The organism is Hoeflea sp. CAU 1731 (genome assembly GCF_039888615.1).
Lineage (GTDB): Bacteria > Pseudomonadota > Alphaproteobacteria > Rhizobiales > Rhizobiaceae > Flavimaribacter.
In genome coordinates this window covers 38842-61619 of record NZ_JBDQQS010000007.1, presented here as the reverse complement: position 1 = coordinate 61619, position 22778 = coordinate 38842, and the positions used below count along the sequence as shown (strand labels likewise).

At 60.8% G+C, this 22778-nt stretch carries 20 protein-coding genes and 1 other RNA gene; 12 read left to right on the top strand and 9 right to left on the bottom strand.

Annotated features, from left to right (window positions below; all coding sequences use genetic code 11):
- Positions 1 to 75: 75 nt before the first annotated feature.
- On the bottom strand, positions 76 to 2547 hold the full coding sequence (locus AAFN47_RS12900; protein WP_499809643.1) for an ATP-dependent helicase: 2472 nt from the start codon (positions 2545 to 2547) through the stop codon (positions 76 to 78).
- Between the two features lie 152 nt (positions 2548 to 2699).
- Between AAFN47_RS12900 and AAFN47_RS12895 the strand changes: the two genes are divergently transcribed.
- The 3 genes from AAFN47_RS12895 (at position 2700) to AAFN47_RS12885 (ending at position 5299) form a co-directional block, all read left to right on the top strand.
- Positions 2700 to 3587, top strand: coding sequence for an AEC family transporter (locus tag AAFN47_RS12895; RefSeq protein WP_499809642.1), 888 nt, complete (start codon positions 2700 to 2702; stop codon positions 3585 to 3587).
- Between the two features lie 93 nt (positions 3588 to 3680).
- On the top strand, positions 3681 to 4841 hold the full coding sequence (locus AAFN47_RS12890; protein WP_499809641.1) for an Acg family FMN-binding oxidoreductase: 1161 nt from the start codon (positions 3681 to 3683) through the stop codon (positions 4839 to 4841).
- A complete protein-coding gene (locus AAFN47_RS12885) occupies positions 4838 to 5299 on the top strand; it encodes a MarR family winged helix-turn-helix transcriptional regulator (RefSeq protein ID WP_499809640.1) in 462 nt (153 codons plus the stop codon). The genes AAFN47_RS12890 and AAFN47_RS12885 overlap by 4 nt, the downstream gene beginning before the upstream one ends.
- Positions 5300 to 5307: 8 nt before the next feature.
- Here AAFN47_RS12885 and AAFN47_RS12880 read toward each other — a convergent pair whose 3' ends face one another.
- From AAFN47_RS12880 to AAFN47_RS12865, 4 genes are all read right to left on the bottom strand, one after another.
- Positions 5308 to 6369 carry a serine/threonine protein kinase gene (locus AAFN47_RS12880; RefSeq protein ID WP_499809639.1) on the bottom strand — a complete coding sequence of 354 codons (1062 nt, stop codon included), beginning with the start codon at positions 6367 to 6369 and terminating at the stop codon, positions 5308 to 5310.
- Between the two features lie 84 nt (positions 6370 to 6453).
- Entirely contained in the window at positions 6454 to 7632 is a 1179-nt protein-coding gene (locus tag AAFN47_RS12875; protein WP_499809638.1) for a winged helix-turn-helix domain-containing protein, read from the bottom strand.
- A gap of 16 nt (positions 7633 to 7648) precedes the next feature.
- Positions 7649 to 9280, bottom strand: coding sequence for a chloride channel protein (locus AAFN47_RS12870; protein ID WP_499809841.1), 1632 nt, complete (start codon positions 9278 to 9280; stop codon positions 7649 to 7651).
- Positions 9281 to 9290: 10 nt separating this feature from the next.
- Positions 9291 to 9770 carry a thioesterase family protein gene (locus AAFN47_RS12865; RefSeq protein WP_499809840.1) on the bottom strand — a complete coding sequence of 160 codons (480 nt, stop codon included), beginning with the start codon at positions 9768 to 9770 and terminating at the stop codon, positions 9291 to 9293.
- A gap of 110 nt (positions 9771 to 9880) precedes the next feature.
- On the opposite strand from AAFN47_RS12865, the gene AAFN47_RS12860 reads away from it, so the two are divergent.
- Positions 9881 to 11290 carry an FAD-binding oxidoreductase gene (locus tag AAFN47_RS12860; protein ID WP_499809637.1) on the top strand — a complete coding sequence of 470 codons (1410 nt, stop codon included), beginning with the start codon at positions 9881 to 9883 and terminating at the stop codon, positions 11288 to 11290.
- Positions 11291 to 11452: 162 nt separating this feature from the next.
- On the top strand, positions 11453 to 15247 hold the full coding sequence (locus AAFN47_RS12855; protein WP_499809839.1) for an AsmA family protein: 3795 nt from the start codon (positions 11453 to 11455) through the stop codon (positions 15245 to 15247).
- Between the two features lie 12 nt (positions 15248 to 15259).
- Here the strand turns inward: AAFN47_RS12855 and AAFN47_RS12850 are convergent, their stop codons facing one another.
- Genes AAFN47_RS12850 through AAFN47_RS12840 form a run of 3 tightly spaced genes read right to left on the bottom strand, consistent with a single transcriptional unit; the run spans position 15260 to position 16267 of the window.
- Entirely contained in the window at positions 15260 to 15472 is a 213-nt protein-coding gene (locus tag AAFN47_RS12850) for a ribbon-helix-helix domain-containing protein (protein ID WP_499809636.1), read from the bottom strand.
- Positions 15469 to 15666, bottom strand: a complete 198-nt coding sequence (locus AAFN47_RS12845) for a DUF4169 family protein (RefSeq protein WP_499809635.1) — start codon at positions 15664 to 15666, stop codon at positions 15469 to 15471. The genes AAFN47_RS12850 and AAFN47_RS12845 overlap by 4 nt, the downstream gene beginning before the upstream one ends.
- Before the next feature lie 4 nt (positions 15667 to 15670).
- Positions 15671 to 16267 carry an SspB family protein gene (locus tag AAFN47_RS12840; RefSeq protein WP_499809634.1) on the bottom strand — a complete coding sequence of 199 codons (597 nt, stop codon included), beginning with the start codon at positions 16265 to 16267 and terminating at the stop codon, positions 15671 to 15673.
- Between the two features lie 260 nt (positions 16268 to 16527).
- Here AAFN47_RS12840 and AAFN47_RS12835 point away from each other — a divergent pair, with 260 nt between their 5' ends.
- Positions 16528 to 16887: an alanine:cation symporter family protein gene (locus tag AAFN47_RS12835; protein ID WP_499809633.1), complete on the top strand. Its 360-nt coding sequence runs from the start codon at positions 16528 to 16530 to the stop codon at positions 16885 to 16887.
- Between the two features lie 45 nt (positions 16888 to 16932).
- On the opposite strand, the gene ssrA is transcribed toward AAFN47_RS12835, so the two are convergent.
- Positions 16933 to 17290, bottom strand: a transfer-messenger RNA (tmRNA) gene (gene ssrA / locus AAFN47_RS12830).
- Between the two features lie 159 nt (positions 17291 to 17449).
- Here ssrA and AAFN47_RS12825 point away from each other — a divergent pair.
- The 6 genes from AAFN47_RS12825 (at position 17450) to AAFN47_RS12800 (ending at position 22758) form a co-directional block, all read left to right on the top strand.
- Positions 17450 to 18244, top strand: coding sequence for a thymidylate synthase (locus AAFN47_RS12825; protein ID WP_499809632.1), 795 nt, complete (start codon positions 17450 to 17452; stop codon positions 18242 to 18244).
- Complete coding sequence (locus tag AAFN47_RS12820; RefSeq protein WP_499809631.1) at positions 18241 to 18768, top strand: dihydrofolate reductase; 528 nt, start codon at positions 18241 to 18243, stop codon at positions 18766 to 18768. The genes AAFN47_RS12825 and AAFN47_RS12820 overlap by 4 nt, the downstream gene beginning before the upstream one ends.
- Positions 18769 to 18972: 204 nt before the next feature.
- Positions 18973 to 20052: an FtsH protease activity modulator HflK gene (hflK, locus tag AAFN47_RS12815; RefSeq protein WP_499809630.1), complete on the top strand. Its 1080-nt coding sequence runs from the start codon at positions 18973 to 18975 to the stop codon at positions 20050 to 20052.
- On the top strand, positions 20052 to 20984 hold the full coding sequence (gene hflC / locus AAFN47_RS12810) for a protease modulator HflC (RefSeq protein ID WP_499809629.1): 933 nt from the start codon (positions 20052 to 20054) through the stop codon (positions 20982 to 20984). Before hflK ends, hflC begins: the two co-directional genes overlap by 1 nt.
- A 9-nt stretch (positions 20985 to 20993) precedes the next feature.
- Positions 20994 to 21179 (top strand): DUF2065 domain-containing protein, encoded by a 186-nt coding sequence (locus tag AAFN47_RS12805; protein WP_499809628.1) that lies wholly within the window; start codon positions 20994 to 20996, stop codon positions 21177 to 21179.
- Positions 21180 to 21282: 103 nt separating this feature from the next.
- Entirely contained in the window at positions 21283 to 22758 is a 1476-nt protein-coding gene (locus AAFN47_RS12800; protein WP_499809627.1) for a Do family serine endopeptidase, read from the top strand.
- Positions 22759 to 22778: the final 20 nt, after the last annotated feature.

The following is a 22778-nucleotide window of genomic DNA, read 5'->3' as shown; positions in this document are numbered from 1 at the left end:
AGAAAGGCTGCATTAATATGACAGCAGCGCTGAATTCGCAGAAAAATCGCGTGGGTTGTGGACGGCTGACCCGGATCACACCTTCTCGACGTAATTGTCGAGAACGCGTTTCTGACCGGCCTTGTCGAAATCGATCGTCAGCTTGTTGCCGTCTATGGATGCAATATTTCCGTTGCCGAACTTCATATGAAACACCCGGTCGCCGGGCGAGAACCCTGACGGCCGATCAGCGACCGACCGCGCGACGAGTTCGCCCTCGATTGTCTTCGGCTTGACCGACCCACGGCCCGCTCCGTAGCCGGAATCGGCCTCGCCATAGCCCACATGCTCCACCGCGTGGCCGGATCTGGAACCCCAGTTGCGGCGCGTCGCCTCGTTGCTGTTGACCTGAGCGCGCCGCCAGCCGGGCGTGTCGTAACTGCGCGTGAAAGGGTCCGCCTGGTCGAAACGCGAGGCGCCGTATCCGCCGCCGGCGGACGCCGCCCCGTAACCGCCATAGGAGGTTTCCGGCTCCGCGACGTCGACATGCTCGGACGGAAGCTCGTCCAGAAACCGCGACGGGATCGTCGATTGCCACAGACCGTGGATGCGGCGGTTCGAAACGAACCAGATGTGGCAGTTGCGCTTTGCGCGCGTCAGCCCGACATAGGCGAGGCGGCGCTCTTCCTCGAGGCCCGACCGGCCGCCTTCGTCCAGCGCGCGCTGGTGCGGAAACAGCCCTTCCTCCCAACCCGGCAGGAACACGGTTTCAAACTCCAGTCCCTTGGCCGAGTGCAGGGTCATCAGCGAAACCGCGTCAAGATTCTCGTTCTGCTCGGCGTCCATCACGAGGCTGACATGCTCGAGAAAGCCGCGCATGGATTCGAACTCGTCCATCGAGCGGATCAGTTCCTTGAGGTTGTCGAGACGGCCCGGCGCTTCCGCGGACCGGTCGTTCTGCCACATGGCTGTGTAGCCGCTCTCTTCGAGAATCGTCTCGGCGAGCTCCGTATGAGGGGTGTTTTCGAGAAGCTGCGACCAGCGGCGGAAATTCTCGACCACGTCGGTCAGCGACTTGCGCGGCCGCGGCTTCATTTCCTCAGTCATGACGAGGTCTGCCGCCGCCTGCAGCATCGGGATATCGCGGGCCCGCGCATAGTCGTGGATCTGGCGGATCGCAGCGTCGCCGAGACCGCGTTTTGGCGTGTTGACGATGCGCTCGAAAGCGAGGTCGTCGGCCGGTTGGCTGACCACGCGGAAATAGGCCATGGCGTCGCGGATTTCGAGCCGCTCATAAAAGCGCGGCCCGCCGACGACCCGGTAATTGAGGCCGAGCGTCACGAAACGATCTTCGAATTCCCGCATCTGGAACGAGGCGCGCACCAGGATCGCCATGTCGTTGAGCAAATGGCCCTGGCGCTGAAGCTGCTCGATCTCCTCGCCGATGGCCCGCGCCTCTTCTTCCGAGTCCCAGGCGGCGTGGACCATGACCTTCGTCTCGTCCTCGTGCGTGATGTCGGTGAAGAGTGTTTTGCCGAGACGGCCTTCATTGTGGGAAATCAGATGCGAGGCGGCGCCCAGAATATGCGGCGTCGAGCGATAATTGCGCTCCAGACGTATGACGACGGCGCCCGGGAAATCCTTTTCGAAGCGCAGGATGTTGTCGACATCCGCGCCGCGCCAGCCATAGATCGACTGGTCGTCATCGCCGACGCAGCACACATTGTGCGAGCCCTGCGCGATCAGCCTGAGCCACATATACTGGGCGGTGTTGGTGTCCTGGTATTCGTCGACCAGGATATAGCGGAATTTTGCGTGGTATTCCTTCAGCACGTCCGGATGCGAGCGGAAAATGCGGATCGGATGGCACAGAAGGTCGCCGAAGTCGCAGGCGTTCAGCGTCTTGAGCCGGTTCTGGTAAGCTTCAAAGAGGTCGCGGCCGCGTCCGTTGGCGAAAGCGCGCGCATCGCCTTCGGGAATGTCGGCGGGTCCGTAGCCCTTGTTCTTCCAGCCGTCGATCATCATGGCGAACTGGCGCGCCGGCCAGCGTTTGTCGTCGAGCCCTTCGGCCTGGATCAGTTGCTTCAAGAGCCGGATCTGGTCATCGGTGTCGAGGATCGAGAAATCGGAGCGCAGACCGACGAGTTCGGCGTGGCGGCGCAGCAGCCGAACGCCGATGGAATGGAATGTTCCCAGCCAGGGCATGCCTTCCACGGCGCCTCCGACCAGAACGCCGATGCGCTGCTTCATTTCGCGCGCGGCCTTGTTGGTGAAGGTCACGGCGAGAATCTGGCTCGGATAGGCCTTTGCGGAGGCGAGAATATGGGCGATGCGGGTCGTCAGAACGCGCGTCTTGCCCGTTCCTGCTCCGGCCAGAACCAGAACGGGGCCGTCGAGCGATTCGACGGCGCGCCGCTGTTCCGCGTTCAATCCTTCCAGATAGCCGGGCTGAGAGTTGACGCGGTTGCGCGCAGCCATGGCGCGCGCGGCGAGGCCTGTCGGCGCGTCGCCGGACGGTTTTGCCTGTTCTTCGCCGAAAAAGGGTATGTCGTCTTCCGGATCGCTCATCGTCCCCAATGTAGTGATTCGGCTCTGAAAGGCCAGAAAACTTGTCAGCGGCACAACAAATCCAGCCGCTATACAGTTGTTATTTTCCCGGTTTGTTTAAATAGTGACGCCGATGATGGGTTGGAAAGGGGGCGCCCCGGGGGGAATGCGGCATGGCGGAACTGTTTGTGAATATCACCAACGTCATTCTGCCGGTGCTCGTCTGCGCCGCGATTGGCTACGGGCTTGCGCTTGCGAAAATACCCTTCGACAAGAACACGATCAGCGGTCTGGTGACCAATGTCGGCTATCCGACGCTCATCATTTCGCATCTGAGCAAACGGCATGTGAACGTCGCCGAATTTCTGGATTTCATGCTGGCCGCGGCGCTGGCGGTCATTTGTTTCGGCGTTATCGGTTTCGTCGTCCTGAAACTCATGCGCCTGCCGGTTCGCGCTTTCCTGTCTCCGATGATGCTCAACAATGTCGGCAATATCGGCCTTCCCATATCACTGCTCGCCCTGGGTAGCGCGGGCATGTCCTTCACCATGGCCTATGTCGTCGTGGTTGTGATCGGCATCTTCACCGTAGGCATGTGGATCCCGATGGGCCGCTTTTCGTTGCGGGACCTGCTCACATCCCCGATCATCTATTCGGTCATCCTCACGCTAGTGCTGATGTCGACCGACTACGAACTGCCGAAAGCGGTCAGCCAGGCGTTCGATATTCTTGGCGGCATGACCATTCCCCTGATGCTTCTTACCCTCGGCTACACGCTTGCGACATTGAAATTCAGCACGCTATGGCTCGGATTGGCGCTCAGCCTGATTCACATCGCGATGGCGGCGGCCGTCGCCGCCGGCGTCGTGTGGCTGTTCGGCTTTACCGGCGTGCAGAAAGGCGCGTTTGTCATAGGAACCCTGATGCCGGTGTCCGTTGCCACCTACCTCTTCGTCGAGCGATACGTTCCCGAACAAGCGGGAGCGGTGGCGAGCTTCATTCTTGTTTCGACCCTGCTCACCGTCTTGGTGCTGACTGTCGCGCTCACCGTATGGGTGTGAACGAACCGCTGGAACCGGTCGACGCTGCAAGCCATTGAATATGGTTCACCATTATACTATATAGTATATCGTTAAACCATATTGGAGACGGTCATGACGACGAGACGCAAATTTCTGAAGCTGGCGGGCGGCGGCGTCGTGCTCGCCGCAGCCGGAACTGCCTGGATCGCGAGCCGGAAGCCTGCGACTGCCAGACAGCCCTGGTCGCAGGCGGCCGAGGCGCCAAAAGGGGAGCGGGCGAGGGATGTCCGACATTTGGCGCTTTCCTACGCCATTCTGGCGCCCAATCCGCACAACATGCAGCCATGGATCGCTGACCTTTCCAAACCGGACACGGTCGTTCTTTATTGCGATCCCGAGCGCAAACTTCCCCATACAGACCCTCACGACCGGCAGATCGTGATCGGGCTCGGCTGCTTTTCAGAGCTTTTGGTCATGGCTGCGCGTAGGGCCGGCTACAGTGTTGGTATGATCCCTTTTCCGGAAGGCGAGCCGCTGCCGGAACTCGATCAGCGGCCAGTGGCGCGTTTCGTCTTCAGCAAGGATGACGCCTTGGCGTTTGATCCACTCTTCGAGCATGCGCTCGCCCGGCGCACCAATCGGGAAGCCTTCGACACCGAAAAACCGGTTTCTGAAGAAATCCTGGAAAGGATAGGTCAAAGCGCGCGATATTCCGATATCGGATACATCAATGACAACGGTCGTGTCGCCGACCTGCGCGATTTCTCCTGGTCAGCCATGGAGATGGAGCTTTACACGCCGCGCACCTATCAGGAAAGCATCGACGTGATGCGCATCGGTTCGCGGCAGATCGACGACAATCCGGACGGTATTGTGCTCGAAGGTCCGATGATGGAGTTGCTTTCGGCGACCGGAATGATCAGCCGGCAAGTCCTTGCCGATGTCGACTCGATGCCTTTTCGCCAGGGATTGCCCATGCTTAAAGCGCCCTTCGACACCGCCATGGCCTTTGCCTGGATGTCGACTGCCGGCAATACGCGCCTGGATCAGTTTGCCGCCGGTCGCGACTATCTGCGTTTCCATCTTGCGGCGACACAGGAGGGATTGGCGCTGCAGCCCTTTTCCCAGTCGCTGCAGGAATATCCGGAAATGGCGGACCATTACGCGGCGATCAGGGAGAAACTCGGCATTGACGACGATAGCACGCTGCAAATGTTCGTTCGGCTGGGTTATGGTCCGTCAATCGAGCCATCGCCGCGATGGCCGTATGAGAGCCGAATAGGAAATGCATGAACAACAGCGCCGGCAAACCTGAGACGGGAGCTGCCATATTCCGCTTTTTCAACGAGATCGGCAAAATTGCGCAGCTCTCCGGCCACGCGATTGAGCGCGTACTGCCTCACGAACTCAAGATGGCGCATTTTTCGGTGCTCAATCACCTGGCGCGGCTCGGCGGCGAGCCGAGCCTTGTGGAGATCGCCCGCGCCATGCAGGTCACCAAAGGCGCCATGACCAACACGATCGCACGGCTGGAAAAGAAGGGATACGTCGCGGTGACGCCGGATGAACGTGACCGGCGGAGCAAACGTGTGCGCCTGACGGACGCCGGACTTGAAGCGCGCGACAACGCGGTGGCCGCGATCGCGCCGGAACTGCTGGAGCTCGCCAAAAGTGTTTCCGCGCCAGACATGATCGAGGCGCTGCCGCTGCTGGAAAAAATCCGCCGCTATCTTGATGACAACCGCTCGTAACCGAGAGATCAGGCCTGTTTTTCTTCCAGTTGGCTTATGCGCCGGTCCGTCCAGTTCAGCCGCTCGGCCATGATCTTACGGACGTCGCCGGCGATGTCGGGTTCGCGGTTCAAGAGATCGTCGAGCTCCGTCATCTGGTTCATGGCGATCAATCGCAATATGTCGTCGCGAACGCCGCCGTCGGAACGCCGGGGCAGAGCCCTGACGGGCTGCGCCATGTCGAGGTTCGCGTCCCGATTCTGCTTGCGGATGCGCGCATTGAATTCCGGCAGGTCAATTTCCTTTTCGTCGGTCTCGACGAATGCATAGATGCCGACGCCCTTGCGGGGCAGCGGGTAGAGGCTGAGAGCCACGTCGCGGATAGCCGGATCTGAGCGCAACACCTTGTTGATCGTCGGCCCCTCGCGCTCGATGCGATCGCCGGTTCCCTCGCCGTCCGACCAGGAAAACAGGCCGCGGGTGACGAGGTTGTAGACCTTCTTGCCGGTCGCCATCCAAATCCGCGACGGCAGGGACTTGCGCGCAAGGATCCGCTTTTCCGTCGCGGTCATCAGATGCGGCGCGAAGGATCGTTTCTGCTTGATGAGATGCCTGAGATCCTCGTAGGCGAGCGTGCGATAGTAACGTCCTTTCCGGCGGTGACAGGACGCGAGCTGGAAATCGATCACCGCCGCCTTGCCGTCCGGCAGCATCAGCCAGTTCTGAGGCTTGGCGAGATCGTTATGGGTAATGCCGCGGCGGCGCAGATCGCGCAGCAGGCGGCCGGCGTCGCGATACCACGTCGCATTGTCCGGCCGCGCAAGATGCAGCGGGGCGCCTTCCGTCCAGGATCGGAAAAGCCCGTCGCGGTCGACCTCGATCAGTTGCGGCGTTCCGGCGATCCCCGAAACAGCTTTCAACGCCCTGATTTCGCGATTGGCGAGAAACCAGGCGAGCGGCCGGGACCAGAGAGGCGAAGCCGACACGATGCGCCGGGCGACCCGCTCGTCGGGCCGGTCGCTGAAATGGCCGGCGCGCGTCTCGGAAAAGACGTCGCGTTTGAATACTGTGTCGGAGACGAATTCTGACATGGTGTCCTCGTTACGCTCTGTTATGCGATCGGCCGACGCCGCGCAATACTGTGCGTATACTTCCCCGGCGTCTCCGGCGCCCGGTCAATCGCTGGCGAAGTCGTCGCCGTAGCGCACTTCCGAAACGCCGATCAGACGCGCAAGCCGATGAAGTTCGGCTTCAAGGCGGGCGTGACGCTTTGCGCTCCATTGCACGCGCGGTTCCGGCCAGAAACGCGTCGCACAGATGAAGCCGGCGTTGCGATCCGCCTTGATTTCCATGCGGCCGACGAAACGGTCGCCCTCCAGCAACGGATAGACGTAATATCCCCAGAGACGTTTTTCCGCCGGCACGAAAATCTCGATCCGGTAGTCGAAGCCGAAAAGGCGCTCAGTGCGGGTGCGGTCCCGGATTGCGGGGTCGAAGGGGTTTATGATGCGCAGCCGGCTCGTCGGATCCGGCGTATCGGCAAGTTTCTGCTCGATGTCGGGAACGGCCAGCGCCTTGACCCATTGCCTGTCGGCTGTTTGTATCTCGACCTCGACGAGTGCGCCGTTTCGCCTTTCGATCCACTGGCGGACTTCCGCCGGCGTCGTCGCTTCCCAGAAGCGCTGGACTTCTCCCGGACTTGCGAAAGTCAGGCGGGAGAGGGCGGCGTCGCACAGCCAGTCCACCTGCCGGTCATGCGCAATCTCCCGTGTGCGCAGGTCTTCGGGGATCACCCGGTGCGTGAGATCGTAGTATTTGATGAAATTTTCACGGTGGGATGTAGAGAGATCGCCGACATACCAGAGGTAGTCCAGCGCCTTCTTGTGCGGCGGGCGCGCCCACATTTCCCGCGCGCCTTCGATCTTTGTGTCGAAGGCATGGGTCGACAACGGTCCTTCATTTTCGATCCTGTCCCGAATGATCTTCTGTTCGGCAGCGTCGAGGGCGGGACCGTAGTAGCTTGACCGATGGAGCCGTTCGCGCATTCTGTCGAACTGGCGACGCCACATCGGGTAGAATTCCACCGGGATGACCGATGCGTCATGCGTGTAGTGTTCGAAGATCAGCCGGTCCTTGGCCAGCAGCTTTCCGAGCATGGGTTCGCGATAGTTCTGGTTGCGGCTCCACAGGATGTGGTGATGGGCGCGTGTCACGTTGCGGATCGTGTCGAGCTGTACGAAGCCGAGCGAATGGATCGTACCCATCAGGTCGAGCGGGCCGGTTGGCGTTTCGGCGAGACCTTGCGCGAATAGCCAGAGCCGGCGCGCGTCGCGATTGGAAATCCTCAAGGGCATTGGGACATGTCAGATCTTAAAGGTGTTCTTCCTTGGCGACATCGATAAGCCGCTTGTTGAAATAGGCCAGCGCTTTGACGTGAGTCGCCCACGCAATGATGTGGGTTCCATGCTTCTCGTCAACCACCGGCAGGCGCGACGCTCCACCGGTGTCGAAAATACGCAAGGCCTTGTCCAGCGTATCGGTCGGTTTTAGCGACATGCTCCGTTCCTTTTTATATTCGACAGGTTCGTCGTTAGTGTCGACCGGTGTCATGAAATCCATGACCTTCACATTGCTGACCACAATATGCTGAGGACCCGCCTGGACGAAGATGCCGCGCATCTCCAGCTGCCAGTTGAAATAGGAATGTCCGTGGATCGCCTGGTTGATGCCGTGCGCGATCGCCACGGTAAGAAGCAGGGCAATGGACAGTTCATAGCCGCCTGTCAGCTCAAAAACGATCAGCGTTGTCGAGATCGGCGCGCCGAGAACGGCGCCGACCACCGCTCCCATGCCGAGGAAGGAATAGAGGGCCGAACTGGACGCCAGATCCGGAAAGGCCGATGCGGCGATAATGCCGTAGGCGCCGCCGGTCATGGCGCCAAGATAAAGGGAGGGCGAGAAGACGCCGCCGCCGAAACGCGATGCAAGCGTAATGGAGGTGGCGGCTGTCTTCGCGACGATCAGCGTCAGCATCATCGCCAGCGAGAGACGTCCCCAGAGGGCTTCGTCCGTCGCTTCATATCCGACGCCCAGAATTTGCGGCAGGAAGTAGCCGATACAACCGACCGCCAGTCCGCCGACCACCGGACGCAGCCACAATGGCATTGTCATCTTGCGGGCCAGGAAGTCGGTGGAAAAGAGCGAGAACTGGAAAGAAATTGCGACGATCGCTGAAATGATCCCGAGTATGGCGAAACCCGGAAATTCCCAATAGGAGACGACCGTATAGTTCGGGACGGTGAAGGTGACCACCTCTCCGAACCAGTTTCGCGACAGGATGGCCGCGACGGTGGAGGATATGACGATCGGTACGAAGGACCGCAGGGAATAGTGGCCCAGTATTACCTCGTGCGCGAACAGGACCCCGGCGATCGGCGCATTGAAGCTTGCCGAAATCGCTCCGGCCACGCCGCAGCCGAGCAGAGTGCGATCGCACCATGACGGCATTTTGCTGTGGCGGGCGATCGCCGCTGCGAGCGTTGCGCCGAGATGGATGATCGGCCCTTCGCGGCCGGCGCTTGCACCGGATCCAAGAGAAATTGCCGAGAGCAATGCCGAAAAGATACCCTCGCGAAAACTGAGGCGCTTGCCGGAGACGGCCCGCGCCTCGATGACGTCCGCCACTGCAAGCGTTCGCCGCTGAGGCAGGAACCGCAGCATCTGGCCGACGACAAGTCCGCCAACCGCTGGCGCGAACACCACCATGTACCACGGAACCTTGCGGGCGGCGGAAATGACATTTTCGGTGCTGTCACGAAGCCAGGCGAGTTGAACCAGGCCGATCAGTTCACGAAAAATAATGGCCGCGATCGTCACCGCAAGCCCGACGGCGAGCGAAAGCAGCCACAAACGAGGCTGTTTTTCGTCGAGGAACGACCGGATGTTCGGCGTCACCCAGAGCCGGATTTGCCGCGGCAGCGATCGGATATATTCGGGCAACATCACTCTGTCGCTAATTCCTGTTGATTCCGATGCTTCGACCGGCCTTATCGGGCCAGGGCAGGCTCGACTGAAGCCGGCGCATCTCGTCGATAGCGTTGTACATGTCGGTTGGAATCTTGGCGACCTTCGGTCCTGAGGCGTCTATGTGCAGGTAAAGCACTTCAGACGTCGCCGATACCCAGCCGTCGGCGTGTATCAGTTCCTGATAGGCGTGTATGCGTTTCTCGTCGAGGTCGAGAACACGAAAGCTGACACGGACGCTGTCGCGCTGATGGACCTCCCGCAGATAGCAGACATGGAGTTCGGCGACGTAGAAGCTCAACCCGTTTTGCCGCACATAGTCAGCCGTCATGCCGAATTCGCTGAAGGCCTTGTCCGCCCCTTCGTCGAAAAGAACATTGTAATAGGCCATGTTGAGATGGCCGTTGTAGTCGATCCAGTCTGCCTTTATTTCGGCCGGGGGCGCGAGGAATGGCGCGGTCGTTTTCACCTGTTGTTCCTCTTCCCGTTTCGCCATATTGATACGCCCGAATTACTTTACTCGTTGAAGCAGGCGCCACAAGGGGCATCCTGCGGGAAACGGCATTAGGGAGGTACAGGATGGTACTGGCGGATGCGGGCGCCGGCTTGCGTAACGAAACGGGCATTGCAGCGGTTCTCGGGATACTCAAGCAGCGTTTCGGCGAGAGCTTTCAGACGGGCGAAGCCTTTCGCGCCCAGCATACCCATACCACCACCTATATTCCGGGCCAATTGCCCGACGGTGTCGCCTTTCCCGAAACCGCCGGCGAAATTTCGGAGATCGTGCGCATTTGCGCCGAATATCGCGTGCCGATCATACCCTTCGGAGCCGGCACCTCGCTCGAAGGCCATCTCAACGCGCCGAATGGCGGGATCAGCGTCGACACGTCTCGCATGAACCGGATTCTGAAGGTCAATCCAGAAGACCTCGACTGTGTCGTCGAGCCCGGGGTGACACGTGAGGAGCTCAACACCTATCTGCGCGACACCGGCCTGTTCTTTCCGATCGATCCGGGCGCAAATGCTTCGATCGGCGGCATGGCCTCGACGCGCGCGTCAGGCACAAATGCGGTGCGTTACGGCACAATGCGCGAAAACGTCCTGGCTCTGACCGTGGTGACCGCCGACGGCAAGGAGATTCACACAGGAACGCGCGCCCGCAAGTCATCCGCCGGCTACGACCTGACGCGGCTCTTTGTCGGATCGGAAGGCACGCTCGGGATCGTCACGTCCATTGCGCTCCGGCTCTACGGCATCCCGCAGAAGATCACCGCCGGCGTCTGTCCATTCCCGTCGATCGACAATGCGGTCAACGCCGTCATCATGACCATCCAGATGGGCTTGCCGGTGGCTCGTATCGAATTGCTGGATCCGGCGATGGTCAGGGGCGTGAACGCCTATGGGGGGCTCGACTATCCGGAAACGCCACTGCTCTTTCTCGAGTTTCACGGTACGGACGCCTTCGCCGAGGAGCAGGCCATGACGTTTGGCGAGATCGCTGCGGAATTCGACGCCGGCGAGTTTCTCTGGGCCAGCGAGCTGGAAGAACGCAATCGCCTGTGGAAGGCGCGGCACAACGCCTATTTCGCCGGCATGGCCATGCGTCCGGGCTGCACCAACATCACGACCGATGTCTGCGTGCCAATTTCCCGCCTGACCGAGTGCATCCATGAAACGCACCGCGACATTGAGGAGTCCGGGCTGCTTGCGCCGATCGCCGGCCATGTCGGCGACGGCAATTTCCACGTCATGGTGATGATCGACCCCAACGATCACGAAGAAGTCAGACAGGGCGAGGCATTCGTCGCGCGGCTGAATGAACGGGCGCTGTCGATGGAAGGCACGTGTACGGGCGAACATGGCGTCGGGCAGGGGAAGCAGACTGCGCTGCGCACTGAAGCCGGAGAGAGCCTGGACGTCATGCGCGCCATCAAGCGGGTGCTCGATCCGGACAATATCATGAATCCTGGCAAGATATTCTCCATCTGAGCTGGAATGGCGCAAAGCGTCCCGATCGCCTGCGCCGTCACGCCGCCCTGGAAACAGGCCGGCGCGGAACGATTTGTCATTTAACTCGCGGTCGAAAGCGCTATGATCGACGGCAAGTGTTAATCGCGCCGCGGCGTCTGCGCCGTTGCAATTTAGGAGCCCATCCTGGTTCGTCTGTTCGTCATTTTCGGAGGTCTGCTCGTTCTGGCGCTGTTTGCTGCGCTGATTGGACCCTATTTCATCGACTGGAGCAGCTACCGGCAGGACTTTGAGCGCGAGGCCGGGCGCATTCTCGGCCAGAAGGTGCAGGTGCGCGGCAGCGCGGAAGCCCGGCTTCTGCCCTTTCCCTCCGTGACGTTCGGCGACGTGGCCGTCGGCGAAGCCAGTGACGGCGAGCCGATGATGACGATCGACCGCTTCGCGATGGATGTGGAGCTTGCGCCCTTCCTCAGCGGCGAGGTCCGCATCTTCGACATGCGCATCGAAGGTCCGAAGGCCTTTGTCCGGCTCTCAGAAGACGGCGAACTCGACTGGGCGCTCAGAAGCGAGAAATCCTTTTCCGGTCAGCCCGTCATCCTGGAAAACATCACCGTTACGGGCGGTGACATCACTATTATCGACGATCAGAACGGCCGCCGTCATACAGCCGAGGATCTTGATCTGCGGATGTCGGCGAAGTCCATCGAGGGGCCGTGGCAGATCGACGGCGCCGGCCGTTTCGACGGCTACGCAAGCGCCTTTTCCCTGTTGACCGGCGCGCCGCTTGAGAGCGGTGGCGTCCGGCTGCGGGCCGGCATTTATCCGGATGCGCTGCCGGTTGCGATACAGCTAGAGGGCGATGCGCGGATCGAGGATCTGAAGCCCCGCTACAGCGGCAATTTCACCGCCGACATCACGGCGCGGTCGGCCGACGAGAACGCGGAAGACAACGGGAGAAGGAACGACCGTCCGGAGCAAACCCGCGTGACGGGCAAGTTCGAACTGGATAACGAGCGGCTTCGCCTGCCGGAATACCGGCTGCAGACCGGGCCGAAGGACAACCCCTATATCGTCACCGGCGAAGCGACTTTCGACACCGGTCCCGATCCGGAATTCCTGCTGATCGCCGATGGTCAGCAGTTCAATCTGGACCGGATCGACGCCGAAGACGCCAATCTGGCGGATTTCGCCGGGTCCCGCCCGTTCCGGCAAAGGCTCGCCGAATTCCACAAATTCGTCTCGCTCGCGCCTGTGCCGCAAATGCCGGGCAAGGTGTCTGTCGCGCTGCCTGCGATTGTTGCGGGCGACACAACCTTTCGCGACATTTCACTTGAGGCGGTGCCGGAGAACGGGGCCTGGAAGCTCGAAAAGCTTGAAGCCAAGCTCCCGGGACGCACGACCTTTCTGGCCAATGGTCGGCTTGGCGTGGACGCCGATTATGGTTTCAGCGGCGAAATCGTCGTCGCCTCGCTCCAGCCTTCGGGCTTCGCCTCCTGGCTGAGCGATTCGGTCGATCCCAGCATTCGCCGCCTGGACAGGGCGGGCCTGTCGGCCTCGGTCGAGTTGTCGCCGCAACTGCAGCGGATGGAAGATCTCGAGATCGCCGTCGGTTCGGCGACCCTCAACGGGCGGCTTGAGCGGATCGTGCCGAGGCAGGGACGACCGACGCTGTCGTTGGTGCTTGAAGGAGAAACCATCGACGCGGACGCCTTGCGGGCGTTTTCCGCCCTTGTGGCGGGCGACCATGAGGCCAACAGGCTTTCCGGTCACGACATTGGCGTGCGGATGAGCGCAGACAGCCTGCAATTCGCCGGTCTCGACGCCAACGATCTCGACATTGCGGTGCGCCTGAAGAGCGGAACGCTCGATATCGATCGCCTGACGGTCAACGATCTCGCCGGCGTTTCGGTGACAATGGTCGGCCGGTTGGACAATGCGTTCACCGCTCCCGCCGGCGATCTGGACATCACGCTGACGGCGGAGCAGTTGGGCGACGTCGCAAAGGCGCTCGGCGATCTTGGGTTTATCCACCCGGCGACCGATCACCTGCGGCGCAATGCCGATCTTTTTAACAATACGACGGTCAACGCCAGGGCCCGTTTCCTGACGCCGCAGGGCGGCGCGACGCAGCTTATCGCGCGTGCTTCAGGCAACACCGGCGGCAGCCAGTTCAACGCAGTCTTCGAAAAGAAGAACATCCACGCGCCGATGAACCAGAACGACATGTCGGCGAAGATCGACGTCAACAATTATTCTTCGCGCACAATGCTTCGTCAGTTTGGCGTCGATCTGCTGGACGCCAGCGCCGACAGCGCAGCGAGCGCCTCGCTGCAGATGAGCGACAACGCCGACACGAACGCCAATTTCACGCTCGGCTATCTGTCCGGCGACCTTCAGTTCAACGCAAGGGGGCAGGCCTGGGGCGACGAGGAAGACCGGCTGCTTGGCGACTTCGCGTTCGACATGACGTCGAGCGACCTGTCGCCCTATCTGCTGGCTGCAGGATTCTCTTTCGGCGGCCCGCAGGTGATCCTGCCGACGAAACTCAGCGCGCGCGTCAAGGCAGACGCCGAGACGTTGTCGCTTCAGTCCATGGAAGGCTCGGTTGAAAATATCGGGTTCTCCGGAAATCTCACTATGCCGCGCGATGAGACAGAGATTGCGCTTTCCGGCGATCTCGCCCTCTCGGAACTTGACCTCGGGTGGCTTGCAGAAACGGTTCTGGGTGAGGGGGCTGTCTCCTTCTACGATGGAACCTGGAGCAACGCCGGGTTTGCTCCATCGTCTTTTGGTCAAACGCGTTTTGATATCGACGTGACAGCGCAAAGCGCGCTGTTGCCGGCTTCGCAGGCAATTCGGGATTTCAAGGGCAAGCTGGTTCTCGAAGACGGTGAACTGCAATTGCGCGACCTGGCAGCGCGCTGGCTCGACGGCGATCTCGGCGGAAGCATCTCGCTTTCCAACCGCGGCGGAACCGGGATCGTTTCGGGCCGGTTCGAACTTGGCGACGCGCAATTGGCGCCCCTGTTTTGGGACTATCGCGGCCAGCCCGTCGCCAGCGGCGGTCTGGACCTGTCGCTGACGCTGGAGGGATCGGGCAAAAGCATGCAGGGCCTCGTCACCTCCTTGACCGGAACCGGAATTGCGACGGCGCGCGATCTGGAAATTCGCGGGATCGGAAGCGATGCGCTCGGCAGGCTGCTCGACGCCGCCGACAGGGAAGGCTTCGAAACGGAAGCGGATAATGTCGCTGACGTCGCCAGCCGGATCACACGCAATGGCGGGCTTTACAGCGCCCGGGTCTCGGCGCCCTTTACGATTGCGGCGGGCGTCATCCGGGTTTCTAACATGCGGTTCGAGGACACGGGCGTGACCGTGACGGGCGATGCGCGGATCGATCTGCCGCAAGACGACATGGAGTCGGAGTTCCGTGTCGAATACGATCCCGGTCTTGAAGCCCTGACGGGCGCCGTGCCCGCCGTCACGCTGGAATTTTCCGGCCCAATCAGTGCGCCTTCGGTGCAAGTCAACGCCGCCGAACTGACCAATTTCCTGTCATTGCGAGCCTTCGAGCGCGAGAGGCGGCGCGTGGAACTGCTGCAGGCGGTGGTCCTGGAAAAGCAGCGCATGCGGCGCGAAGTCATGCTGTCTCGCGACTACCAGCAACAGCGAATCCGCATCCGGCGTCTCGAACTCCAGCATCAGGAAGAGCAAAGGAAGGTCGAGGAGGAACGGCAGCGGCAGGAAGAAGAGCGCCTGAAGCAGGAGGAAGAACTGCTTCGCGAAACTCGCGCGCAGGAACGCGCAGCCGTGCGGGTTGAAGAAGACACGCAGCCGGTGCGGGACACCGCGCCGTCCAATGTGCCGACGCCAAGGCCCGCGCCCGACACTGCGCCGACGAATGGCGGCGACGGCGTGCCGCTCGTCTTCGACGATCTTTACAAGAAACTGGAAGAGGCGGTGTTTCCAAACAACTGAACGGTCAATCTGTCAGTCGTCCTTGCGAAACCACTCCAGAACGTAGATCCGGGCCGCCGACGACAGATTGTCGTCCACGTTTCGCTGTTCGTCGATTTCCGTAACCAGCGCCGCCATCGCCAGGCGCCGCTCCGCCGCAATATGCTGAAGCGCGTCCCAGAACTGATCTTCAAGCGACAGGCTTGTGCGATGTCCGCGAATGGTGATGGAGCGCTTGCGGATCAATCACTGTCTCGCGGCGATTTTTCGAGCCGTTTCTGCTCCTGGTCGCGAAGCGATTTCAGGTTTTCGGCGCGGGTCGTGGTTTTTTCCGCCTTGGTTCGCCCGAAGGCGACGCGATTGGCTTCGGCCTGACGGTCGTTCTCGTCGCGCGCCTTGCGTTTTCTTGCCTGACGCAGATTGACGACGTTTGAGGTCATGGCCCTAGTTCTTCTTGCGGAAGGCGTCCAGCGACACGACGTCCGCGCCGGCCTTCTCGCTCTCGTCTTCCGTCAGTTCCTCATAGGCGTCTGCGGCTTCGGTGTCCGCGTCGTCGGGAACCTCGGCGCCTTCTTCGTCGGAATTGACCGGATCACGCGAGATTTCGGAGTGCTCCGGCGACACAAGTCCAACGGCGGGGCTGTCTTCGTTGTCGGCGATCATGGTGTCGAATTCGAGTTCGAAATTGACGGAAGGGTCGTAGAACCCCCGGACGGCCGCAAACGGGATGTGCAGTTTTTCGGGTTTGTCGGAAAAGGACAGGCCGATCTCGAAATGGCTTTCCGTGACCTTCAGGTCCCAGAACTGGTGCTGGACAACGATGGTCATCTGCTCGGCGTATTTTTCGCGCAGATGGCTGGAGATGCGCACGCCGGGCGCATTCGTCATAAAAGTGATGAAGAAATGATGCTCGCCGGGCAGGGCGCCGGTGGAGGCGACTTCAGACAGCACCTTGCGAATGACGCTTCTGAGCGCGTCCTGGGCGAGAATGTCATATCTGATGTGGTCTTGCACTGCCGGACTCCGCCTCGATTCACTCATTGCCTTGGTACAGGTGTTCCGGTTTTCGGGCAACAATGTGTTCGGGTTATCATTCATATTTTACTAAGGATAGGGGCGAAATCAAAGAGAAGGATTCCGAACCTGTGGAACAGAAGATCCGGCGGCGCCTGCAAGCCGGGCTCGATCAGGTTCGTTGCGCATAAGCCGTTTACGGCTAGTGCGATTACTTTGGGCGTGTTTAATATGTAAAGTATGTGACTGCGTGTTCAGATTGCCTTTACTCGAAAAGAAGATTCAGCATGGCGTTTCTTGAGGAGTTCTTCGTTGTCATCGGCGATCTGACCTGGGGATGGTCGCTGCAACCGCTTCTCGTCGTCCTCGGCATATTCATCACCGTGCTGATCGCCATCATTTTCGTCGGCGCCGCCGCGCCGGCCGCGACATCCGTGTTCTTCTTCTCGGATCCGATGATGGGAATCCTGGCGATTGTGAACCTCGTCGCCATGATGATGTTGATGCCGATCTGTCTGCGAATACTCAGGGATTTCCGGCAGCAGCTGGCGTCGGGGATCGATCGGCCGGTCCTTAATCCGGACGACTACACCGATCTCGACATCGATCGCACAGCCTGGAAGCCAATCGCCCAAACGTCGGAGTGATACGCACGAGGATGACGCCCGGTTTGGCGTTTTCTCAGGGGATTTAGTGGAGGCTTCTGTTGCCAGGTGCCTCCGAACCCCGCCTGACGGTGCGAACCGTCAGGAGTTTATTTGAAGCTGTCGCACCGCATTAAGCGGCGAGACGTGCTTCCGCATAGTTGTCGTTTGCAACTATTGTAACGGCCCGATAACGGCGGAACCATGCCGAGCAAAAAGTTGATCTTTACGCCCTCGTCGATCCTGTGTCGCCCCCAGCATCACAGGCCGTCAAGCGCGGCCTGTCATGGTGGAGGCGCCGGGTACTGCCCCCGGGTCCGATGGGTTTATTGCATCTCCCGTTTATCGCCATAGCTGTCGAAACAGCACTCCTGATATAAGGCCGCGGAGCCTGTTTGAAAAGGGGGGTGATCCAGCGCGATAATCCGCGGAATGACAGGTAAGGCGCGTAAAAGCGAATGAAAGCGGGTTGCTTCGCGACCTGTGGATCAAGCGGCGCTGACCGCTCGCCGCAGTCGCTTCAACCCGATATGATGGACCGAAACGAATCGCGCCAGGCAAGACGATGAAGCAATATCACGACCTCATGCGCCGTGTCCTCGACACCGGCGTTGACCGCTCCGACCGCACCGGCACCGGCACGCGCTCGGTGTTCGGTCACCAGATGCGGTTCGATCTCGCGAAAGGCTTTCCGGTCCTGACGACGAAGAAACTGCATCTGAAGTCGATCATCGTCGAACTCTTGTGGTTTCTGCGCGGCGATACGAACATTGCCTGGCTCAAGGAGCAAGGCGTGTCGATCTGGGACGAATGGGCTGACGAAAACGGCGATCTCGGCCCCGTCTACGGCTATCAGTGGCGCTCCTGGCCGGCGCCCGACGGACAGGCGATAGACCAGATTTCCGAGGTGGTCGAGATGATCAAGCTCAATCCGAATTCCCGGCGGCTCATCGTGTCAGCCTGGAATCCGGCGCTTGTCAACGATATGGCCCTGCCGCCATGCCACTGCCTCTTCCAGTTCTATGTGGCGAACGGGCGGCTTTCCTGCCAGCTCTACCAGCGTTCGGCGGATATCTTTCTGGGCGTGCCCTTCAATATCGCCTCCTACGCGCTGCTGACCATGATGATGGCGCAGGTCACGCGGCTGGAGCCAGGTGATTTCGTGCACACGCTGGGCGACGCGCATCTCTACGCCGATCACCTGGAAAAGGCCGAGCTCCAGCTTCGCCGCGCGCCGCGGGCGCTGCCGACCATGCGGATCAATCCGGAACGTCGGGATATTTTCTCCTTCACGCCGGAAGATTTCACGCTCGAAAATTACGACCCGCACCCGCATATCGCCGCGAAGGTTTCCGTATGACCCACGTCATGCCAGTCAGCGTCGTGATCGTGGCTGCGATCGCCGCCAACGACGTGATCGGCGCGGACGGCGACATGCCGTGGCGGCTTTCCACGGATCTGAAGCGCTTCAAGTCCATAACGCTGGGCAAGCCGGTGATCATGGGCCGCAAGACCTTCGAATCGATCGGTCAGCCGCTTCCAGGGCGCCTGAACATCGTGGTGACGCGCAGCAAGGACTACGAGCCTGAAGGCATAACGATCGCGTCCTCGTTGGAGGAAGCCATCCGCGTCGCCGCAGAACGGGCCCGGTCGGACGACGCTGATGCGATCTGCGTCGTAGGCGGCGGTGAAATTTACAGGCTCGCGATGCCGCTGACCGACCGACTGCATATCACCCATGTGCAGTGTGAACCGGATGGCGACACCGTCTTTCCGGCGATCGACCGGGCCATTTGGGAGCCTGTCCACGAAGAGCAGGTCAGCGAGGGCGAGAAGGACACATTCGCCACCCGCTACGTGATTTACGACAAAAAAGCCCCGTAATCAGCAAGATGCGGCCGGCAGCGCGTTGAAAGCGCGGGTCGCGATACCTATAACCGCTGGATAGCCCGTTAAATACACTTGCCATTTCAACTTGACCGCACTCGGTCGGCGCGCGTATCGAAGGGCCAATTATAAGAACGGAATGCAAAACCGGTACAGGAATGGCCATGAACGGCCCCGTGCCCGGCGAGGAAAGAGGAATTCATGCCCTGGAGCAATCAGAACGGAAGTGGCGGTAACGGACAAGGGCCGTGGGGGCAGGGTCCGCGCGGTCCACGAAAAACAGGCGGCGGCGGACAACCGCCGGATCTTGAAGACATCATCCGGCGCTCGCAGGACCAGTTGCGCAACGCCCTGCCGGGCGGATCCGGCGGCGGGCTTATCGCTATCATCGTAGTCATCGGTCTCGTACTTCTCTGGGCGTTTCAAGCGATCTACACCGTGCAGCCGGACGAACGCGGCGTGGTTCTGCTTTTCGGAAAGCCGAAAACAGAAGTTTCCCAGCCGGGCCTGCATTTCCTCTGGTGGCCAATCGAACGGGTCGAAAAAGTCAGTATCGTTGAGAAACAGATCAATATCGGCGGCAGTTCCCCGCGCGGCGCCGCCCAGAGCCTGATGCTAACGGGCGACCAGAACATCGTCGACGTGCAGTTTTCGGTTCTCTATTCGATCACCAATCCGCAGGATTACCTGTTCGACGTCGAGAATCCGGAAGATACGCTTCGTCAGGTCGCCGAGAGCGCCATGCGCGAAGTCGTTGGCCGGCGTCCCGCCCAGGACATCTTCCGCGACAATCGCCAGGCGATCGCCGACAGCGTGAAGATCACGATCCAGGAAACCATGGACACCTACGGCGCCGGCATTTCGATCAACACCGTTTCCATCGAGGACGCGGCGCCGCCGCGCGAAGTGGCCGACGCCTTCGACGAGGTGCAGCGCGCCGAACAGGACGAGGACCGTTTCGTCGAGGAAGCCAACCAGTATTCCAACCAGCAGCTTGGCCGGGCCCGCGGCGAGGCGGCGCAGATCCGGGAAGAGGCGGCCGGCTACAAGAACCGCGTCGTCAACGAAGCCGAGGGTGAAGCACAGCGCTTCGAGGCGATCTACACGGAATACGCAATCGCGCCGGAAGTGACCCGCAAGCGCCTGTTTCTGGAAACGCTGGAAGAGGTCTACCGCACGTCCAACAAGTTCATTGTCGAACAGAACGGCGAGCAGGGGGTCGTGCCCTACCTGCCGCTCAACGAACTGTACAAGCAGAAAAGCAAGGGAGGTTCGAACTGATGGGTAATCGTCTTCCCGCTATCATCATCGCCGTCGTCATTATTCTGGGGCTGGCCTATTCGTCGTTCTTCGTCGTGCAGGCGGGCGAGCAGGCGATCGTTCTTCGGTTTGGCCAGATCCGCTCGGTCAAGACGGAGCCCGGCATCTACTTCAAGCTGCCCTTCGGTTTCATCGAAGCCGACAATGTGCAGATGATCCAGAAGCGCGCCATTCGCTTCGATCTCGACGACATCCGCGTCCAGGTTTCGGGCGGCAAGTTCTATGAGGTCGACGCCTTCGTCGTCTACAAGATCACCGATCCGGAGCGTTTCCGCGAAACGGTGTCCGGAGACACGGTCGCCGCCGAACAGCGGTTGCGCACCCGTCTCGATTCGGCCCTGCGCCGCGTCTACGGTCTGCGCGGCTTCGAGGCGGCGCTCTCCGACGCCCGCGCCGAGATGATGCGCGAGGTTCGCGATCAGTTGCGGCCGGACGCGGAATCACTGGGCCTGACGATCGAGGACGTGCGCATCCGCCGAACGGACCTGACGCAGGAAGTTTCCCAGCAGACCTATGACCGGATGAAGGCGGAACGTCTCGCTGAAGCCGAACTGATCCGCGCCCGCGGACGTGAGGCGGGTCAGCGCATTCGCGCCATCGCCGACAGGCAGGTGGTCGAGCTGGAATCGAAAGCGCGCAGGGATTCTGAAATCACCCGCGGTGAAGGCGACGCCGAGCGAAACAAGATCTTCGCGGAAGCGTTTTCGAAGGACGAGAACTTCTTCGATTTCTACCGTTCCATGGAGGCCTATCGCAAGTCGCTCGCCGACACCGACACGACGGTCATCGTGTCGCCGGATTCGGAATTCTTCCGTTTCTTCAAGGAAGCGGGCGAGGCTGCGCCCGCCCCGGCTCCGGCGCCGAGCCAGGAGACGACCTCGAGCACGGACTAAACGGGCCGCATGAGCGATCTGATCATCGGACTTGGTCTGTTCCTAGTTATAGAGGGGCTGGTGTATGCGCTGGCCCCTCAACTCGTTCGAAGGATGGCGGAAGAACTGCCGAATATCGACGACAGGCTTCTCCGCGGCTGCGGTTTGGCCGCGGTTGCTTTCGGAGTCTTCGTCGTCTGGATAATACGCGGCTGAGCTCCATATTTTCGAACGGAACTCGCGCTAGCGTGAATTGGAAGCAGGCGTCGTGGGCCCTATGATCTGCGACAGCGCTGCAAACACCAGGAGAGAGCCTGCAATGGCATTGGACAAAATCTTCAAGCCCATCCGGATCGTGACCGCCGCGTCGATGATCGTCGCAGCCGGCGTGCAGGGAACAGCCTTCACCGTGACGCCCGCCACAGCCGCTCAAGGGCCGGAATCGGTCGCCGATCTGGCGGAAACATTACTTGATTCCGTGGTCAACATCTCGACCTCCCAGCGGGTTTCCGGCAACAACAATGTGCCGCGTCCCCGGGTGCCTGAAGGCTCCCCCTTTGAGGATTTCTTTGACGACTTCTTCGGTGATCGCGGCGGCGAAATGCCGAATACGCCGCGTTCACGCAGGGTCAATTCGCTGGGTTCCGGCTTCGTGATCGACGCGGACGGGCTGATCGTGACCAATAATCACGTGATCGCCGACGCCGACGATATCGAGGTCAATTTCGCGGACGGCTCCAAGCTGCCGGCTGAACTGGTCGGAACCGATCCGAAGACGGATATCGCGCTCCTGCGCGTCGATGCAGGCAAACCGCTGCCGTTTGTTCCTTTTGGCGATTCCGAAGCCATGCGCATCGGCGACTGGGTGATGGCGATCGGCAACCCGTTCGGTCTCGGCGGCACGGTCACCACCGGCATCATCTCGGCGCGTGAACGCGACATCAACGCCGGTCCATATGACAATTTCATCCAGACGGACGCCGCCATAAATCGCGGCAATTCCGGCGGACCGCTGTTCAACCAGAATGGCGAGGTCATCGGCATCAACACCGCGATCATTTCGCCGACCGGCGGCTCGATCGGCATCGGCTTCGCCGTTCCGGCCGACATCGTCCAGTCGGTGCTCGCCCAGCTGATGGAATACGGTGAGACGCGCCGTGGCTGGCTCGGCGTGCGTATCCAGCCCGTGACCGACGACATCGCCGAAAGTCTCGATATGGACCGCGCCGCAGGCGCGCTCGTCGCAGGCATCGTCGAGGGTGGTCCGGTCGACAACGGCACCATCATGCCGGGCGACGTCATCATCCGTTTCGACGGCAAGGACATCGACGAGATGCGCGATCTTCCCCGCATCGTGGCGGAAAGCCCGATCGGCAAGGAAGTCGACGTCGTCGTCATTCGCAAGGGCGAGGAAAAGACATTCCAGATCGAGCTCGGGCGCCTGGAGGACGGCGAGAAGATGATCGCCGAGACAGAGGCCGCCGAAGAGCCGGAAACGGTGAGCATCCTCGGCATGGATATCGCTGGCCTGGACGACGCCTTGCGCGAGCAGTACGGCATATCCGAGGACGTCGAAGGCGTTGTCATCACCAGCGTCGACGAGGACTCCTCCGCAGCCGAAAAGCGCATCGTGCCCGGCAACGTCATCGTCGAGATCGCCCAGGAGGCGGTTCGGACGCCGCAGGAGGTCGAAGACCGGATCGAGGAGTTGCAGGACGACGGCCGCCGCAACGCGCTGCTGATGATCGCCAACGAAACCGGAGAACTGCGTTTCGTCACCGTCCCGATGCGGTGACGGGGCGACCGGTCAAATTG

What these genes read in the sequence shown, in the direction of transcription:
- AAFN47_RS12900 (WP_499809643.1), bottom strand. Translation starts at nt 2,547, where the DNA reads ATGAGCGATCCGGAAGACGACATACCCTTTTTCGGCGAAGAACAGGCA.
- AAFN47_RS12895 (WP_499809642.1), top strand. Translation starts at nt 2,700, where the DNA reads ATGGCGGAACTGTTTGTGAATATCACCAACGTCATTCTGCCGGTGCTC.
- AAFN47_RS12890 (WP_499809641.1), top strand. Translation starts at nt 3,681, where the DNA reads ATGACGACGAGACGCAAATTTCTGAAGCTGGCGGGCGGCGGCGTCGTG.
- AAFN47_RS12885 (WP_499809640.1), top strand. Translation starts at nt 4,838, where the DNA reads ATGAACAACAGCGCCGGCAAACCTGAGACGGGAGCTGCCATATTCCGC.
- AAFN47_RS12880 (WP_499809639.1), bottom strand. Translation starts at nt 6,369, where the DNA reads ATGTCAGAATTCGTCTCCGACACAGTATTCAAACGCGACGTCTTTTCC.
- AAFN47_RS12875 (WP_499809638.1), bottom strand. Translation starts at nt 7,632, where the DNA reads ATGCCCTTGAGGATTTCCAATCGCGACGCGCGCCGGCTCTGGCTATTC.
- AAFN47_RS12870 (WP_499809841.1), bottom strand. Translation starts at nt 9,280, where the DNA reads ATGTTGCCCGAATATATCCGATCGCTGCCGCGGCAAATCCGGCTCTGG.
- AAFN47_RS12860 (WP_499809637.1), top strand. Translation starts at nt 9,881, where the DNA reads ATGGTACTGGCGGATGCGGGCGCCGGCTTGCGTAACGAAACGGGCATT.
- AAFN47_RS12845 (WP_499809635.1), bottom strand. Translation starts at nt 15,666, where the DNA reads ATGACCTCAAACGTCGTCAATCTGCGTCAGGCAAGAAAACGCAAGGCG.
- AAFN47_RS12840 (WP_499809634.1), bottom strand. Translation starts at nt 16,267, where the DNA reads ATGAGTGAATCGAGGCGGAGTCCGGCAGTGCAAGACCACATCAGATAT.
- AAFN47_RS12835 (WP_499809633.1), top strand. Translation starts at nt 16,528, where the DNA reads ATGGCGTTTCTTGAGGAGTTCTTCGTTGTCATCGGCGATCTGACCTGG.
- AAFN47_RS12825 (WP_499809632.1), top strand. Translation starts at nt 17,450, where the DNA reads ATGAAGCAATATCACGACCTCATGCGCCGTGTCCTCGACACCGGCGTT.
- AAFN47_RS12820 (WP_499809631.1), top strand. Translation starts at nt 18,241, where the DNA reads ATGACCCACGTCATGCCAGTCAGCGTCGTGATCGTGGCTGCGATCGCC.
- hflK (WP_499809630.1), top strand. Translation starts at nt 18,973, where the DNA reads ATGCCCTGGAGCAATCAGAACGGAAGTGGCGGTAACGGACAAGGGCCG.
- hflC (WP_499809629.1), top strand. Translation starts at nt 20,052, where the DNA reads ATGGGTAATCGTCTTCCCGCTATCATCATCGCCGTCGTCATTATTCTG.
- AAFN47_RS12805 (WP_499809628.1), top strand. Translation starts at nt 20,994, where the DNA reads ATGAGCGATCTGATCATCGGACTTGGTCTGTTCCTAGTTATAGAGGGG.
- AAFN47_RS12800 (WP_499809627.1), top strand. Translation starts at nt 21,283, where the DNA reads ATGGCATTGGACAAAATCTTCAAGCCCATCCGGATCGTGACCGCCGCG.